Source organism: Streptomyces morookaense (genome assembly GCF_013030945.1).
GTDB lineage: Bacteria > Actinomycetota > Actinomycetes > Streptomycetales > Streptomycetaceae > Streptomyces > Streptomyces morookaensis.
In genome coordinates, this window is record NZ_JABBXF010000089.1 from 13,193 (window position 1) to 29,682 (window position 16,490).

The 16,490-nt window shown below is 70.6% G+C and carries 14 protein-coding genes; 7 read left to right on the top strand and 7 right to left on the bottom strand.

What is annotated here, in order from left to right; translation table 11 throughout:
• Positions 1-14 precede the first annotated feature (14 nt).
• The 3 genes from ndk to folC form a co-directional block, all read right to left on the bottom strand.
• Positions 15-428: a nucleoside-diphosphate kinase gene (gene ndk / locus HG542_RS29075; protein WP_171086611.1), complete on the bottom strand. Its 414-nt coding sequence runs from the start codon at positions 426-428 to the stop codon at positions 15-17.
• A gap of 231 nt (positions 429-659) precedes the next feature.
• Complete coding sequence (locus HG542_RS29080) at positions 660-1,016, bottom strand: DUF4233 domain-containing protein (RefSeq protein ID WP_171086612.1); 357 nt, start codon at positions 1,014-1,016, stop codon at positions 660-662.
• A gap of 1 nt (position 1,017) precedes the next feature.
• Entirely contained in the window at positions 1,018-2,556 is a 1,539-nt protein-coding gene (folC, locus tag HG542_RS29085) for a bifunctional tetrahydrofolate synthase/dihydrofolate synthase (protein WP_171086614.1), read from the bottom strand.
• A gap of 101 nt (positions 2,557-2,657) precedes the next feature.
• Here folC and HG542_RS29090 point away from each other — a divergent pair, with 101 nt between their 5' ends.
• From HG542_RS29090 to HG542_RS29110, 5 genes are all read left to right on the top strand, one after another.
• The gene (locus HG542_RS29090; RefSeq protein ID WP_171086616.1) at positions 2,658-3,815 is read left to right on the top strand and encodes a PAS domain-containing sensor histidine kinase; all 1,158 of its coding nucleotides are present in this window, start codon (positions 2,658-2,660) and stop codon (positions 3,813-3,815) included.
• The gene (locus HG542_RS29095; protein WP_171086619.1) at positions 3,812-4,498 is read left to right on the top strand and encodes a response regulator transcription factor; all 687 of its coding nucleotides are present in this window, start codon (positions 3,812-3,814) and stop codon (positions 4,496-4,498) included. The genes HG542_RS29090 and HG542_RS29095 overlap by 4 nt, the downstream gene beginning before the upstream one ends.
• A gap of 225 nt (positions 4,499-4,723) precedes the next feature.
• Positions 4,724-5,851, top strand: a complete 1,128-nt coding sequence (wecB, locus tag HG542_RS29100; protein ID WP_171086620.1) for a non-hydrolyzing UDP-N-acetylglucosamine 2-epimerase — start codon at positions 4,724-4,726, stop codon at positions 5,849-5,851.
• A gap of 57 nt (positions 5,852-5,908) precedes the next feature.
• Positions 5,909-7,273: an XrtP-associated glycosyltransferase gene (locus HG542_RS29105; protein ID WP_171086622.1), complete on the top strand. Its 1,365-nt coding sequence runs from the start codon at positions 5,909-5,911 to the stop codon at positions 7,271-7,273.
• Positions 7,274-7,446: 173 nt separating this feature from the next.
• Positions 7,447-8,628, top strand: a complete 1,182-nt coding sequence (locus HG542_RS29110; protein WP_171086674.1) for a putative hexosyltransferase — start codon at positions 7,447-7,449, stop codon at positions 8,626-8,628.
• 142 nt (positions 8,629-8,770) lie between these two features.
• Here the strand turns inward: HG542_RS29110 and HG542_RS29115 are convergent, their stop codons facing one another.
• Positions 8,771-11,392, bottom strand: a complete 2,622-nt coding sequence (locus HG542_RS29115) for a valine--tRNA ligase (protein WP_171086629.1) — start codon at positions 11,390-11,392, stop codon at positions 8,771-8,773.
• Between the two features lie 217 nt (positions 11,393-11,609).
• Between HG542_RS29115 and HG542_RS29120 the strand changes: the two genes are divergently transcribed.
• The gene (locus HG542_RS29120) at positions 11,610-12,458 is read left to right on the top strand and encodes a hypothetical protein (protein ID WP_171086631.1); all 849 of its coding nucleotides are present in this window, start codon (positions 11,610-11,612) and stop codon (positions 12,456-12,458) included.
• Positions 12,459-12,580: 122 nt separating this feature from the next.
• Positions 12,581-13,579 (top strand): hypothetical protein, encoded by a 999-nt coding sequence (locus tag HG542_RS29125; protein ID WP_171086633.1) that lies wholly within the window; start codon positions 12,581-12,583, stop codon positions 13,577-13,579.
• A gap of 62 nt (positions 13,580-13,641) precedes the next feature.
• On the opposite strand, the gene clpX is transcribed toward HG542_RS29125, so the two are convergent.
• The 3 genes from clpX to HG542_RS29140 form a co-directional block, all read right to left on the bottom strand.
• Positions 13,642-14,931, bottom strand: a complete 1,290-nt coding sequence (gene clpX / locus HG542_RS29130; RefSeq protein ID WP_171086635.1) for an ATP-dependent Clp protease ATP-binding subunit ClpX — start codon at positions 14,929-14,931, stop codon at positions 13,642-13,644.
• Positions 14,932-15,093: 162 nt separating this feature from the next.
• Positions 15,094-15,774: an ATP-dependent Clp protease proteolytic subunit gene (locus HG542_RS29135; protein ID WP_304414302.1), complete on the bottom strand. Its 681-nt coding sequence runs from the start codon at positions 15,772-15,774 to the stop codon at positions 15,094-15,096.
• Positions 15,775-15,829: 55 nt separating this feature from the next.
• Positions 15,830-16,435, bottom strand: coding sequence for an ATP-dependent Clp protease proteolytic subunit (locus HG542_RS29140; RefSeq protein WP_171086676.1), 606 nt, complete (start codon positions 16,433-16,435; stop codon positions 15,830-15,832).
• Positions 16,436-16,490: the final 55 nt, after the last annotated feature.

A 16,490-nucleotide genomic window follows, 5' to 3' on the forward strand; every position in this document is an offset into this window, starting at 1 on the left:
GGCCTGATCAGCTATCAGACGAGGCCGGGAAAGAAAATCTTGATTTCCCGCTCCGCGGACTCCTCGGAGTCCGAGGCGTGGATGAGGTTCTCGCGGGTGATGGTGCCGAAGTCGCCACGGATCGAGCCGGGGGCCGCCGCGATCGGGTCCGTCGGGCCGGCCAGGGCGCGGACGCCCTCGATCACGCGCTCGCCCTCGACGACCATGGCCACGACCGGACCGGAGGACATGAAGCCCATCAGCGGCTCGTAGAAGTCGCGGCCCTCGTGCTCGGCGTAGTGCTGCTCCAGAGTGGCGCGGTCGAGGGTGCGCAGCTCCAGCGCGCCGATCGTCCAGCCCGCCTTGCGCTCGATCCGGCCGATGATCTCGCCGATCAGGCCACGCCGGACGGCGTCGGGCTTGAGGAGGACGAGGGTGCGCTGGCTCATGGGGCGGCTCCTTGCGATCAGGTGTGGTTGCCGCAGAGGGTACAGGGGTACCCGGCACCGTCGGTACCGGGTCCCTGACGGGGTCGCCGGCCGGATCCCTGCGCTGGTCGGGCCGTGGGCAGCTGCGGGCCCGTCCATGGCCGGTCGCGCAGTTCCCCGCGCCCCTTCGGGGCGCGGTATCTGCGGTCGCAGTGCAACTGCGGGCCGTTCGGGGCGCGGGCCGACCGCAGGTCACGCCGTCTCCGGCGCCGCCTCCTCGCTCATGCGCGCGAAGCGCGCCTTCGCCTCGTCGATCTTGCGGCCGAAATGGACCGAGCACCACCACAGGCCGGCGAAGACGATGCCGAGGATGAACATCACCGGGACCACGAAACCGCTCGCGATCAATGCGGCCTGCAGGGCCCAGCCCAGCTGTATCCCGCCGGGCCGGGTGATCATTCCGCAGAGCAGCACGCTCAGCACCATCGTGGTCCCGCAGACCGCCCAGACCGTGGCCATGGACAGGCCCGGGTCCTTCATGGCCACCAGGCCGGCGAATCCGATGACGAAGAATTCACCGATCAGAGTGCTCGCGCACAGCGTCCGCATCTCACTTCCTTCCCAGGAGCAGCCGGGCCTCGCCGACCGTCATCACCGAGCCGGTCACCAGCACACCGGCGCCCGCGTACTCGTCCTCCTCCTCGGCGAGGGTGATCGCCGCCTCCAGGGCGTCGTCCAGGCGCGGCTCGACCTGCACCCGCTCGGCGCCGAAGACCTCCACCGCTATGGCGGCGAGCTCGTCGGCGTCCATGGCGCGCTGGGTGGAGTTGCAGGTGATGACGACCTCGGCGAAGACCGGCTCGAAGGCCTCCAGAAGGCCGCGCACGTCCTTGTCCGCGCTGGCGGCGACCACTCCGATGAGGCGGCTGAAGCCGAATGCCTCGCCCACCGCCTCGGCGGCTGCACGGGCACCCGCGGGGTTGTGCGCGGCGTCCAGCACCACGGTGGGGCTGCGGCGCACCACTTCGAGCCGGCCCGGCGAGGTGACCGAGGCGAAGGCCCGGCGCACGGTGTCGAGGTCGAGCGTGCGGGCGTGCTCCGAGCCGATGCCGAAGAACGCCTCGACCGCGGCCAGCGCGACGGCGGCGTTGTGCGCCTGGTGCGCACCGTAGAGCGGGAGGAAGACCTCCGGGTAGTCCCCGCCGAGGCCGCGCAGCGTCAGCAGCTGACCGCCGACGGCGACCTCGCGGCCGGTGACGCCGAACTCCATGCCCTCGCGGGCCACCGTGGCGTCGACCTCGACCGCGCGCTTGAGGAGCACCTGCGCCGCGTCCACCGGCTGCTGGGCGAGCACCACCGTGGCGTCGGGCTTGATGATCCCGCCCTTCTCCTGGGCGATCTCACCGGGCGTGGTGCCGAGCCGGTCGGTGTGGTCGAGGGCGATCGGGGTGACGACGGCGACCGTGCCGTCCACGACGTTCGTCGCGTCCCACGAGCCGCCCATGCCGACCTCGACGACCGCCACGTCCACCGGGGCGTCGGCGAAGGCCGCGTAGGCCATGCCGGTGAGCACCTCGAAGAAGGAGAGGCGGTGCTCCTCGCGCTCGTCGACCATCTGGATGTACGGCTGGATGTCGCGGTACGTCTCGATGAAACGCTCGGCCGCGATCGGTGCGCCGTCCAGGCTGATGCGCTCGGTCACGGACTGGACGTGCGGGCTGGTGTAGCGGCCGGTGCGCAGGTCGAAGGCGGCCAGCAGGGCCTCGATCATGCGGGCGGTGCTGGTCTTGCCGTTGGTGCCGGTGATGTGGATCGAGGGGTAGGCGCGCTGCGGCTGGCCCAGGATGTCCATCAGCATCTCGATGCGCGACAGCGAGGGGTCGAGCTTGGTCTCGCCCCAGCGCCCCGCCAGCTCGGCCTCCACCTCGCGCAGCGCCCGGTCCACCTCCGGGTCCTCCGGGCGGGCCGGAACGGCGTCGCCCTGCGGGGGCCCTGACATGGTGCGCAGGGTGCGGCTGCCGGCCTCGATCACGGCCAGGTCGGGGTCGCGGTTCGTCTCGGCTTCCACGATTTCGGCAAACTCGCCGGCTTCGCCGGAGTTGCCGGATTCGTGATCACCGGTCTCGTCGTTCAGGGGGCGCTCGCTCACGCCGACCAGTCTACGGAGCCGCACCGACAGACCCGGCAAGGGCCGTTCCCGGAGCCGTCCAAGCGGAGCGGAGTACTCCGGAATGCCCTAGGTTTTTGTCCGTGGATGAGGAGAAAAGTCCACGCGGCTGCGCCCCGCACGGCTGCGAACACCGGGACCGCCTGCAGGCGGTCCTGGAAGCGCTGCCCTCCGGAGCGCTCCTGCAGAGCCCGGAGGACGAGGTGCTGGCCGTCAACCGGCAGCTCGTCGAGATGTTCGACCTGGAGGGCAGGGCCGACCTCTCCGCCGGCGCTTCCATGCGGCCGCTCGTCCCCCTCGTCCGGGCCTTCTTCACCGCCGACTTCTCCGGCCCGCGCACCCCCGGCGAGATCCTCGCCCGCCGGCACGTCCACCGGGCCGCCGAGATCCCCCTCGTCGACGGACGCATCGTCCGCCGCCAGGTCGAGCCGCTGCGCAAGGGCGGGGAGTACCTCGGCGCGATGTGGCTTTTCACGGACATCACGGAGCTCAAACGCCGCGAGCACGACGCCGAGCGCGACAACGCCGAGCTCACCGAGCTGGCCCGGCAGCGCAACTCCTTCACCGCCGCCGCCTCGCACGAGCTGCGCACCCCGCTCTCCTCCATCCTCAGCTTCTGCGACCTGCTGCGGGACCCGAACTTCGGCGAGCTCTCCGACGAGCAGTCCGCGCTGCTCGACGCCGTCCACCGCAACGCCGACCGGATGCAGCGCGTCATCGCCGACCTGCTGCTCACCACCCGGATGCGGGCCACCGGACCGGAGCTGGAGTTCGGGCCCGTCGACGTGCCCGCGATGCTGCAGGACGCGGTCCTGGACCACATGGCCCGGAGCACGCGCAGCGCCTCCCCCGTCTTCACCGTCCTGGACTGCACGCCCGGCCCCGTCCTGCGCGGCGACCGGCACCGGCTCCAGCACGTGCTGGGCAACCTGCTGGAGAACGCGGCCAAATTCACCCCGCCCGGCGGCCGGATCACCGTCACGGCGGCACCGCACGGCGACCACTGGCGGATCGAGGTCGCCGACACCGGCATCGGCATCCCCGAGGCCTCCCGCGAGGAGATCTTCAACGGCTTCGCCCGGGCGGCCAACGCCCGGAGCGGCGACTACCCGGGCACCGGGCTGGGCCTGGCGATCAGCCGGACGGTCGTGGAGCAGCACGGCGGCACGCTGACCGCCGGGGGCCGCGAGGGCGAGGGCGCGGTCTTCACCATCCGGCTGCCCGCCGGGGGGCCGGAATGACCCGGGTGCTCGTCGTCGAGGACGACCCCGACCTCGCGCTCGCGCTGCGCACCCTCCTGACGCGAGCCGGGTACGAGGTCCTCCATGCCGACAACGGGCGCGAGGGGCTGCGCCTGCTCTTCGCCGAGCGGCCCGCGCTGCTGCTCCTCGACATCGGCCTGCCCGAGCTCGACGGCTGGCAGGTGCTGGAGCGCACCCGGGACATGAGCGACCTGCCCGTCCTGCTGCTGACCGCCCGGGGCGCCGAGAGCGACCGGGTGCGCGGTCTGCGGGCCGGGGCGGACGACTACCTGCCGAAGCCGTTCGGCAACGACGAGCTGCTGGCCCGGGTCGAGGCGCTGCTGCGGCGCAGCGCGCCCGCCGCCGGCTGGGCCGGCGACTCCTTCGGCGAGGACGGGCTGCGGCTGGTGCCGGAACGCCGTTCGGCGGTGTGGCAGGGCCAGGAGGCGCGGCTCAGCGACATCGAATACCGGCTGCTGCAACTGCTCGTCCGCAACCGGGGGCGGGTGATCACGACGGACCAGCTGCTGGACCGGGTCTGGGACGACCCGGAGGGGACGGGGCGGGAGCGGGTGAAGTTCGCCGTGATGCGGTTGCGGCGCAAGTTGCGCCAGGCGGCCGGGGATGAGGCCGCTGATCCGCTGGAGGCGGTTCGGGGGCTGGGGTACCGGTACCGGGGGTGACCTCCGGGGGCTTCGCCCCCCTGGGCCCGGTTGTTCTGGTGCGGGTCCGTCGTGGCTGGTCGCGCCCACGCGGCGGAGCCGCATGACGTAACAGCCCCGCGCCCCTTACGGGGCGCGGGAAATCCAATCGCTACCGTCCCGCAACCGAAGCTCATCCGCCCCCGCAACCGTCGCCCCGCAGGCTCTGGAGCTGTCACCGCCCCCGTCAGCCCCAGGAGCTCCCGTATGTCCCTGCCGCGCCGCAGCATCGCCATCGTCCTCGGCACCCGTCCCGAGCTCGTCAAGCTCACCGACCTGTGCCGGCTCCTGGGACCCGCCGCCCACCTGATCCACACCGGGCAGCACTACGACGAGGCGCTGTCGGGCCGCTTCCTCACCGAGCTCGGGCTGCCCGAGCCCACCTTCCTCACCGGTGTCGGCGGGCAGCCGCGCGCCGTGCAGATATCCGCCGCGCTCGGCCAGCTCGACGAGCTGTTCACCGCCGAGCCGCCGCTCGCCGTCGTCGTCCAGGGCGACACCAACGCCTCCCTGGCCGGCGCGCTGGCCGCCAACGCCCACGGCATCCCCCTGCTGCACGTCGAGGCCGGGCTGCGCAGCCACGACCGCAACATGCCCGAGGAGCACAACCGCGTCCTCATCGACCGCATCGCCGACGTGCTGTGCGCCGCCACCGAGGACAACCGCGCCAACCTGCTCGCCGAGGGCATCGACGACGCGCGCATCGCCGTCACCGGCAACACCGTCGTCGAGGCCGTGCACGGCCAGCTGCCCGCCGCCGCCGACCGCGCCGCCCTGCTGGCGCAGCACGGGCTGACCGCCGACGCATACGTCCTGGCGACCGTCCACCGCCCCGAGAACACCGACTCCGCCGCCGCCCTGCGCGCCATCCTCACCGAACTCGGCGCCCTGGCCACCGCCGAACGTCCGGTCGTGCTGCCGCTGCACCCGCGCACCCGGGCCCGTATCGAGGCCGCGGGGCTGACCGACCTGCTCGCCCCGCTCACGGTGAGCGCCCCGCTGGGCTACTCCGAATTCCTCGCCCTGGCCCGGCACTCCGCGCTGCTGGTGTCCGACTCCGGCGGCATCCAGGAGGAGTGCACGGTGCTGGGCCGCCCCCTGGTCGTCGTGCGCCGCTCGACCGAACGGCCCGAGGCCATGGCCGACTTCGCCGACCTGGTCGAGCCGGGGCCGGCGATCGGCGAAGCCGCACGCCGCCGTCTTGCCGAGGGTCCCGAGGGCCTTCAGCGGCTGGCCGCTCTGCCGAGCCCCTTCGGGGACGGCACCGCGTCCGAGCGGATCGTCGCACTGCTGACGACGGTCACCGCCCCGCAGCAGCTGGCCGCCGCCGCGTAACAGCCGCGCCGACCACGCCCGTTCGCGCCCCCGAAACGTCCCGGAGCTCCACCCCGCATGTTCTCCAGCCCCTTCCTGCTCGCGTTCCCCTTCTTCCTCCTCCTCTGCTTCCTCCTCTACTGGGCCGGTGCCCGCCACGCCTACCTGCGGCGGCCCGAGGCCGAGCCCGGCAACGCCGACGCCTTCGACTGGCACTTCTTCGTCCCCTGCCGGGACGAGGAGGCGGTCGTCGGGACTACCGTCGGCCGGCTGCGCGCCGACCACCCCCGCGCGCACGTCTGGGTCATCGACGACGACAGCGACGACCGCACCGGCGCCATCGTCGCCGAGCTCGCCGAGGAGGACCGCCGCGTCCACCTCGTGCGCCGCCACCGCCCCAACGCCCGCCAGGGCAAGGGCGCGGCGCTCAACGCCGCGTACGACGAGCTGAACCAGTTCCTGTCGAAGCACACCGACCGCGAGCGCGTCGTCGTGTGCGTCATCGACGCCGACGGCCAGCTCGACCCGAACGCCCTGGACATCGTCAGCGGCCCGGCCGGCTTCGGCGACCCCGAGACCGGCGGCGTGCAGGTCAGCGTCCGGATGCGCAACGCCGGCGACCCGCGACCGCTGCCGGACCGCGGCCGCGTGCGCAACGCCTTCGCCCGGCTCCTGGTCCGTATGCAGGACATGGAGTTCTCCGTCTCCAACGCCGGCATGCAGCTGCTGCGCGGCCGCACCGGCTCCGTCGGCCTCGGCGGCAACGGCCAGTTCACCCGCCTCGCCTCGCTGGACCGCATCGCCGCCGCCGAGCGGCGCCCCTGGCAGCGCGGCGCCCTGCTGGAGGACTACGAGCTCGGCCTGCACATGATCCTCACCGGCGACCGGATATCCCACATAGCCGACACCTGGGTCTCCCAGGAGGGCCTGCCGCACGGCCGCCGCTTCCTCACCCAGCGCACCCGCTGGGCCCAGGGCAATCTGCAGTGCGTCCGCTACGCGCCGCGCATCGTCTCCTCCCGCCACTACGGCGGCAAGGGCGTCCTGGAGACGCTCTACACCTTCCTCCAGCCGGTCGCCCACCTGGTCACGCTCGCGCTCTGCGCCGTCATGTTCGCCCTCCTCGGCCTGACCGCCGCCGAGGACGGACCCGGCGCGGCGTTCGGCGGCATGCTGGCGCTGTGGCCGCTGGTGCTCGCCCTGGCCGTGGTCTCGATCATGCCGTTCGTCCTGTGGGGCCCGGTCTACCGCCGGGACCGCGCGCCCGACGCCTCGTTCCCGGCCGCCCTGCTGTGGGGCCTGGCGCTGTGGCTGTACGCGTACCACCTCTTCCCCGCCTCCGCCCGCGGCTTCGTACGGATGCTGCGCGGCCGCAACGGCTGGGCGAAGACGCGGCGCAACGCCGAGACGATCGAGTCGGGCCCGGTCGCCATCGAGGCCTGAGACACCCGAGACGCCTGAGATGCCTGAGACGCCTGAGAAGTACGTCACTTCCGCAACTCCAGAGGCAACCTTCACCCCCGTTCCGCCATCTGACCGCCGGTGATATTCATGCCCGGAACCGGTTCCGGGTGGCGGAACGGAGCGTTGTGCGCACCCGACAACTCAGCAACCGCATGCACTTGTTGCTGCTGACTGCGTGGACCGTGCTGTGGTTCGCCGTGGTGGAGCCCAACGGCGGCTTCTCCTGGCACTATCTGCGCACGGGCGGCGAGCTGATCTACAACGGGGCCGACGGCACGGGCGGACTCAACCTCTACGCCCACCACCCCGAGCTCCAGATGGGCCCGATCAGCTTCCTGGTCGCGGGGTTGTTCAACCCCTTCTCGGAGCACGCAGGCCAGTTCCTCGCCGCCGCGCTGATGTCCGTCCTCGGCCTGGTGATCGTGGTACTGGCCGGGCGCAGTGCCGCCATCCACTTCCTCGGCACCGGCACCAACCACCAGCGGCTGCGGCAGCGCGTGCTGATCGCCGGCGCGGCGTTCATCCCCATGTGGATCGAGGTCTCGGTCCGCTTCGGGCACCTCGACGACGTACTCGCCCTGTTCTTCACGGCGTTGGCCGTCTGGTTCCTGACGCGCTGCAACGCCGCCGCCGTCGGCGCCTGCCTCGCCCTGGCGATGGACTCCAAGCCGACGGCGCTGGCCTTCCTGCCGCTGATCCTCGCCCTGCCGCGGGAACGCTGGATGCGGGCGGTGCTGTGGTGCGTGGGACTGGTGGCCGTGATGTGGCTGCCGTTCTTCATCATGGACCCGCACTCCTTCGCCGCCGCGAAGTTCACCATCCCCAACAACCCCGCGTCCGCGCTGCGTTGGCTGGGCGCCAACGACCCCGAGACCCCCAACTGGGCCCGCCCCGCACAGGCAGCACTGGGCCTCGCACTGGGCGCGATCGCGGTGTGGCGGGGCCGCTGGGCGGCGGTCGTGCTGCTGGGCGCCAACGCCCGGATCGTCCTCGACCCCAGCGTCTACACCTACTACACGGCATCGGTCCTGCTCGGCACCCTGCTGTGGGACGTGTGCGGGCAGCGACGCCTGGTGCCGTGGTGGAGCTGGATCGCGCTGATCGTGCTCTACGGCAGCGTGTTCATCGTGCCGGACGACTCGGCACGCGGATTCATCCGCCTGGTCTTCGTCGCGGTCTCCACGCTGTACGTACTGTTCGCGCCGGTCCGCGACCGCCGCGAGCGCAACAAGGACAGGCCCCTCAACCGAGTGGAGGAGGAGCCTGTGCAGGGCCCGTGGGGCCCCATGTGGGACCCGGGCCGAACGAGGCCGTGGGACTCACGGCGCGGATAAGGGAAGCCCCGCGCCCCGTCAGGGGCGCGGGGCTTTTACGACCGCGGACGGCCCGCGCCCCGTAAGGGGCGCTGGGGGTACCCCCAGCGGTAGCTGGGGGAGGAACTGCGCGACCAGCCACAGCCGGCCCGCAGCCGACCGACTAGCCCTGCGGCAGAGCCGCGAGCTGGCCGCTGATCCGCTCGATATCGGCCTCCGCGGCAGCAAGCCGCTTCTGGATCTTCTCCTTGACCGCCTCCGGCGCCTTGGCGAGGAACGCCTCGTTGCCGAGCTTGGCCGTGGCCTGAGCCTTCTCCTTCTCGGCGGCAGCAAGATCCTTGGCGAGCCGCTTCCGCTCCGCCTCGAAGTCGATGACACCGGAAAGGTCGAGCGCAACGGTGGCCCCGGCCACCGGCAGCGTCGCCGTCGCCTGGAAACCGTCCCCGGCCGGCTGCAAGCGCAACAGCTGACGGATCGCACCCTCGTGCGCGGCGAGCGCCGTGCCGGACAGCTCCAGCCGCGCCGGAACCTTCTGGCCCGGCTGCAGCCCCTGGTCCGAGCGGAAGCGCCGCACCTCGGTGATGACCCGCTGCAGCTCCTCGATCTCCCGCTCGGCGCCGGCGTCGCGGAAGCCGCTGTCGGCCGGCCACTCGGCGACGACGACCGACTCCTTGCCGGTGAGCGCGGTCCACAGCGTCTCGGTGACGAACGGGACGACCGGGTGCAGCAGGCGCAGCGTGACGTCCAGGACCTCGCCGAGGACCCGGGCCGAGACCTTGGCCGGCTCGCCGCCGCCCATGAAGGTGGTCTTGGACAGCTCGACGTACCAGTCGAAGACCTCGTCCCACGCGAAGTGGAAGAGCGCGTCCGTGAGCTTCGCGAACTGGTAGTCGTCGTAGTACGCGTCGACCTCGGCGACCACGGAGTTGAGCCGCGAGAGGATCCAGCGGTCCGTCGCCGACATCTGCTCGGCGGGCGGCAGTTCACCCTCGACGGTGGCGCCGTTCATCAGCGCGAACCGCGTCGCGTTCCACACCTTGTTGGCGAAGTTGCGCGAGCCCTGGACCCAGTCCTCGCCGATCGGCACGTCCACACCGGGGTTGGCGCCGCGGGCGAGCGTGAAGCGGACGGCGTCGGAGCCGTACTTGTCCATCCAGTCCAGCGGGTTGACCGCGTTGCCGAAGGACTTCGACATCTTCTTGCCGAACTGGTCGCGGACCATGCCGTGCAGGGCGATGGTGTGGAACGGCGGGGTGCCGTCCATCGCGTAGAGGCCGAACATCATCATCCGGACGACCCAGAAGAAGAGGATGTCGTAGCCGGTGACGAGGACGGAGTTCGGGTAGAACTTCTCGACGCTCTCGGTCCGCTCGGGCCAGCCGAGCGTGGAGAACGGCCACAGGCCGGAGGAGAACCAGGTGTCCAGGACGTCGGTCTCCTGGTGCCAGCCCTCGCCCGTCGGCGGCTGCTCGTCCGGGCCGACGCAGACCATCTCGCCGTCCGGGCCGTACCAGACCGGGATGCGGTGGCCCCACCACAGCTGGCGCGAGATGCACCAGTCGTGCAGGTTGTCGACCCACTCGAAGTAGCGCTTCTCCATCTCCTGCGGGTGGATCTTGACCTCGCCCCCGCGTACGGCGTCGGCGGCGGCCTTGGCCAGCGGAGCGGTCTTGACCCACCACTGCATGGACTGACGCGGCTCGAGCGTCGTCTTGCAGCGCGAGCAGTGGCCCACGGAGTGGGTGTACGGGCGCTTCTCGGCGACGATCCGGCCCTCGGCGCGCAGGGCGCCGACGATGGCGGAGCGGGCCTCGAAGCGGTCCAGGCCGAGGAAGGGGCCGTGGACGGTGATGACGCCGTGCTCGTCGAGGACGGTCAGCGACGGCAGGTCGTGCCGGCGGCCGATCTCGAAGTCGTTCGGGTCGTGGGCCGGGGTGACCTTGACGGCACCCGTGCCGAACTCGGGGTCGACGTGCTCGTCGGCGACGACCGGGATGCGCCGGCCGGTCAGCGGCAGCTCGATCTCGGTGCCGACGAGGTGCTTGTAGCGCTCGTCCTCGGGGTGGACGGCGACGGCGGTGTCACCGAGCATCGTCTCGGCGCGGGTCGTCGCGACGACGATGGACGCGTCCCCCTCGCCGTAGGTGATCGAGACGAGCTCGCCGTCGTCGTCCTGGTACTCCACCTCGATGTCGGAGATGGCGGTGAGGCAGCGCGGGCACCAGTTGATGATGCGCTCGGCGCGGTAGATCAGCTCGTCGTCGTAGAGCTTCTTGAAGATCGTCTGGACGGCCTTGGAGAGGCCCTCGTCCATGGTGAAGCGCTCGCGCGACCAGGCGACACCATCACCGAGGCGGCGCATCTGACCGGAGATCTGGCCGCCGGACTCCGCCTTCCACTGCCAGACGCGCTCGACGAACGCCTCGCGGCCGAGGTCGTGCCGGGACTTGCCCTCCTTGGCCAGCTCGCGCTCGACCACGTTCTGCGTGGCGATGCCGGCGTGGTCCATGCCGGGCTGCCACAGCACCTCGTAGCCCTGCATGCGCTTGCGGCGGGTCAGCGCGTCGATCAGCGTGTGCTCGAACGCGTGCCCGAGGTGCAGGGAGCCGGTGACGTTCGGCGGCGGGATGACGATCGTGTACGGCTCTTTGTCGCTCTGCGCGTCGGCCTCGAAGTAGCCCCGCTCTACCCAGCGCTCGTACAGCGGCCCCTCTACTTCGGCCGGCGCGTACTGGGTCGGCAGTTCGGGGACGCTGTGCGGATGCTGCTGAGTGTTATCGGTCACGGGGGAATTCTACGGGGCGGGGGGCGCGGCCCACGAACCCGTTTACCCCCCGGCGGGGGCCCTCGATCGCCCATCGGCGAGGATGACGGGGCCTTGACCTGGCCACGTCACATACAGGTCGGAACCGCCGCGAAGGGGACGCAGAGTCACGATGAGCTTCAACCAGCCGGGCCCGTACGGACCGCCGCAGCCGCCGCAGCCGCCATACGGATCTCAGGTGCCTCAGGGGCCCAACCCGTACGCGCAGGCACCGCAGGCACCGCAGGCGCCGCAGCCGCCCATGCCCCCGATGCCGCCGGCCATGCCCTTCCAGGCCCAGCAACCGCAGGGCAAGGGCAAGACCGCCGCCATCGTCGCGACCGCGGTGGTTCTGGTCGCCGCCATCGCGGGCGGCGGCTGGATGCTCCTGAAGGGCGGCGACGACAAGAAGCCTGCGAAGGCGGCGGCGTCCTCCGCCGCCAAACCGGCCGCCCCCTCCGCCGCCCCGTCGTCCGCCGCTCCCACGGGCAAGCGCTACAAGCTCGTCGCGCCGGACAAGGTGGCGGACACATACGCCAAGGACGCGTCCGCGAGCGGGGACGGCTTCGACTCCGCCGACCTGGAGGACCTCAAGACGCTGGGGGTCGTCAACCCGCAGAATGTCAGCGCCACTTACAAGGCCGGCGACGAAAGCACGCAGAAGGTCGTCAAGTTCACCGGCGCGTGGGGCGAGGTGAAGAACCCCGAGACGGTCGTGGACGGCCTGTTCCACGCCATGGCCGCCTCGGCGGGCAAGGAGAAGGACGGCACCAACACCTCGGTCGAGGGCACCCCGCAGAAGGTGACGCCCGCCGGGCTCGACGACGGCGCCGTGCTCAAGTGCCAGAACATGGTGATGAGCGGCCCGGTCTTCGCCGGCCACACCCTCAAGACGCCCATGTGCATCTGGGCCGACCACAGCACCGTCGGCACCGTCATCCACATGGATGCGTCCGCGATACGGACGGGCATGACCCCGAGCGCCGACGAAGCGGGCGCCTTCGCGGCGGGAATCCGTCATGACATGCGGGTGGAAATCACGAACTGACCCCCGGACTGTTCCAGAACCGTTGCCGCCCCGACGTAAGGCCGGAATAAGCCATCGGGAAGGATGGCGCAGAACTGTCGCGTGAGAGCCCTGCGTCGAGCCGAAGAGTCGAAGAGGAAACAATGAGCTACAACCAGCCGGGTCCGTACGGCCAGCCCCCGCAGCCGCCCCAGGGGCCCAACCCGTACGGCCAGGGCGGCGCCCCCGGCCAGCCCGGCTACGGCTACCCGCAGCAGGCCCCGCCGCCGCAGTCCCCCTACGCCGCCCCGCCGGTCCAGCCCCCCTACGGCGCCCCGCAGCAGCCCCAGCAGGGCGGCTGGGGCCAGCCCCCGCAGCCTCCGCAGGCGCCGCAGCAGGGCGGTTGGGGCCAGCCGGGCATGCCGGGCGGCTACCCGCCCCCGCCCGCGAAGAGCGGCGGCGCCGGCAAGGGCATCGCGATCGCGGTGGGCGCGCTGGTTGTTGTGGGCGCGGTCGTGGGCGGGATCGTGTTCCTCTCGGGCGGCAGCAGCGGTGGCGGCAAGGTGAAGCCGTACACGATCGTCCTGCCGGATTCGCTGCTGGACGGGCAATACACGAAGGGCCCCACGCAGCCTGGCGCCCAGACCAGCCAGGACCTCACCAACAACGACAAGACCAAGGCCCTCGGCATCGACAACGGCACCGGTGTCTCAGGCCGTTACACCAACGGCCAGAAGCAGGTTCTATCGGTGGCCGGCGTCTACGGCGAGGTCCCCGACCCGGCGAAGACGGTCGACGCCATGCTCGCCCAGATGGACGAGAACGAGAAGAAGCTGGGCGCCCAGATCCACGCCACCTACGAGACGACCTCGCCTGCCACCGAGTACCACCCCAGTGGTTTCGACGGCGCGGTGATGAAGTGTCTGTCCAAGAAGGTCACCATCAATATGGGGACCATCAGCAGCAATGCCCAGTCCAGCACCTGCATTTGGGCCGACAGCAGCGCCGTCGGCGTCGTCACGCACGAGGTACCGAAGACCTCTGGAGGCCTCGGCGGCGGCATGGGTGCCAGCGGCATGGACGCCACCGGCGACGTCATGTCCCCCAAGGACCTCTCCGACGCAACGGCCAAGGTCCGCACCGCAGTCCGCAAGGACAAGTAACCCCGCACAGCAGCAAAGAGGGGGCGCCCGACCGGGCGCCCCCTCTTGACGTTTCTGCGTGACTACGCGCTCTTCTCGTGCCGCTCGTCCTTGCGCACGATGCGCGGCTCCCGCGGCACCAGCGTCGGGTTCACGTTCGAGTGGACGACGTCCTCGGTGATGACGACCCGTGCCACGTCCTTCCTGGACGGGACCTCGTACATCACGGACATCAGGACTTCCTCCATGATGGCCCGCAGACCGCGCGCGCCGGTCCCCCGCAGAATCGCCTGGTCCGCGATGGCTTCGAGCGCCGGGCGGTCGAAGTCCAGCTCGACACCGTCGAGTTCGAACAGGCGCTGGTACTGCTTCACCAGGGCGTTGCGCGGCTCCACCAGGATCTGGAGCAGGGCCTCGCGGTCCAGGTTGTGGACGGACGTGATGACCGGGAGCCGGCCGATGAACTCCGGGATCATCCCGAACTTCACCAGGTCCTCCGGCATGACCTCCTGGAACTGGTCGCTCGCCTCGATCTCGCGCTTGGAGCGGATCGTGGCGCCGAAGCCGATGCCCTTCGCGCCGGCCCGCGACTCGATGATCTTCTCCAGACCGGAGAAGGCGCCGCCCACGATGAACAGGACGTTCGTCGTGTCGATCTGGATGAACTCCTGGTGCGGGTGCTTGCGGCCGCCCTGGGGCGGGACGGAGGCCGTCGTGCCCTCCAGGATCTTCAGCAGGGCCTGCTGGACGCCCTCGCCCGACACGTCCCGTGTGATCGACGGATTTTCGCTCTTACGGGCGACCTTGTCGATCTCGTCGATGTAGATGATGCCGGTCTCGGCCTTCTTGACGTCGTAGTCGGCGGCCTGGATCAGCTTCAGGAGGATGTTCTCGACGTCCTCGCCGACGTAGCCGGCCTCCGTCAGGGCCGTGGCGTCGGCGATGGCGAAGGGGACGTTGAGCATACGGGCCAGCGTCTGCGCGAGCAGCGTCTTGCCGGAGCCCGTGGGGCCGAGCAGCAGGATGTTGGACTTGGCCAGTTCGATGCCGTCGTCGCGGTTGTGGCCGCCGGTCTCGCCGGCCTGGACCCGCTTGTAGTGGTTGTACACGGCGACGGAAAGGGCCTTCTTGGCGGCCTCCTGGCCCACCACGTAGCCCTCGAGGAACTCGTAGATCTCACGGGGCTTGGGGAGTTCCTCCCAGCGCACCTCGGAGGTCTCCGCGAGCTCTTCCTCGATGATCTCGTTGCAGAGGTCGATGCACTCGTCGCAGATGTAGACACCAGGACCCGCGATGAGCTTCTTCACCTGCTTCTGGCTCTTGCCGCAGAACGAGCACTTGAGCAGATCGCCGCCGTCACCGATGCGTGCCACGAGGTGCTTCCCCTTCGCCTGGGATCCGCCCAGTTCCGCGGACCCGAGTGCTTGCCTATCGACGGTACCTTGCCGGGCCCCCCGTGCGGGCCCCCCTTGGACCTACTCGGCCAAGGGGGGTACCGGCGGCACAGTGCCCGGGAGAAGGCCCGGGCCGGTCTCTCAGACCGCCACGGACGACTTGCGCGTGGTGACGATCTGGTCGACCAGACCGTACGCCAGCGCGTCCTCCGCGGTGAGGATCTTGTCGCGCTCGATGTCGTCGCGGATCTTCTCGAGGGGCTGGGTGGAGTGCTTGGCGAGCATCTCCTCCAGCTGCGTGCGCATGCGCATGATCTCGTTCGCCGCAATCTCCAGGTCGGAGAGCTGCTCACGGCCCGTCTGGCTGGACGGCTGGTGGATCAGGACGCGCGCATTGGGCAGCGCCATGCGCTTGCCGGGGGTGCCGGCGGCCAGCAGGATCGCGGCGGCGGAGGCGGCCTGGCCCATGCAGACCGTCTGGATGTCCGGCTTCACGAACTGCATCGTGTCGTAGATGGCCGTCAGGGCCGTGAACGAGCCGCCGGGGCTGTTGATGTAGATCGAGATGTCCCGGTCCGGGTCCATCGACTCCAGGCACAGCAGCTGCGCCATGACGTCGTTGGCGGAGGCGTCGTCGATCTGCACGCCCAGGAAGATCACGCGCTCCTCGAAGAGCTTCGCGTACGGGTCGTACTCGCGGACGCCCTGCGAGGTGCGCTCGACGAAGCGCGGGACGACGTAACGGGCCTCGGCCTGGGGACCGGTGTAGAGGCCGCTGGCGGAGGCCAGGTGGGACGAGATGTTCATGCGGGTGTTCACCATCCTGATGGCGGTCGGTGGGCTGGGAGGTGGCTTTCCGGCGGTACTTGCGAGGCCGTCAGGCCCCGGTGCCGCCGCCGCCCGGAACGCCGGAGGCGTGCGTGATGATCTCGTCGATGATCCCGTACTCCTTGGCCTCCTCGGCCGTGAACCAGCGGTCGCGGTCACCGTCGCGGATGATCGTCTCCACGGACTGGCCGGTGTGGAGCGCCGTGATCTCGGCCATGCGCTTCTTGGTGCGCAGCAGCTGCTCGGCCTGGATCTTGATGTCCGAGGCCGTGCCGCCGAGGCCCGCGGAGCCCTGGTGCATGAGGATGTCGGTGTTCGGGAGGGCGAAGCGCTTGCCCGGGGTGCCGCCGGTCAGCAGGAACTGGCCCATGGAGGCCGCGAGGCCCATGCCGATCGTGACCACGTCGTTCGGGATGTACTGCATGGTGTCGTAGACCGCCATGCCGGCCGTCACCGAGCCGCCGGGGCTGTTGATGTAGAGGTAGATGTCCTTGCTCGGGTCGGCTGCCAGGAGGAGCATCTGCGCGGTGATCTTGTTCGCGATCTCGTCGTCGACCTGCTGGCCGAGGAAGATGATCCGCTCCCCGAGCAGCCGGTTGTAGACCTGGTCGCCGAGGCCACCACCGATGGCGATCTCACCGGCGGCGGAAGGCATCAGATTCGTCACGTATCCACCTGCTCGTCTCTGACGGCAACGGGCCGTCTCCGCG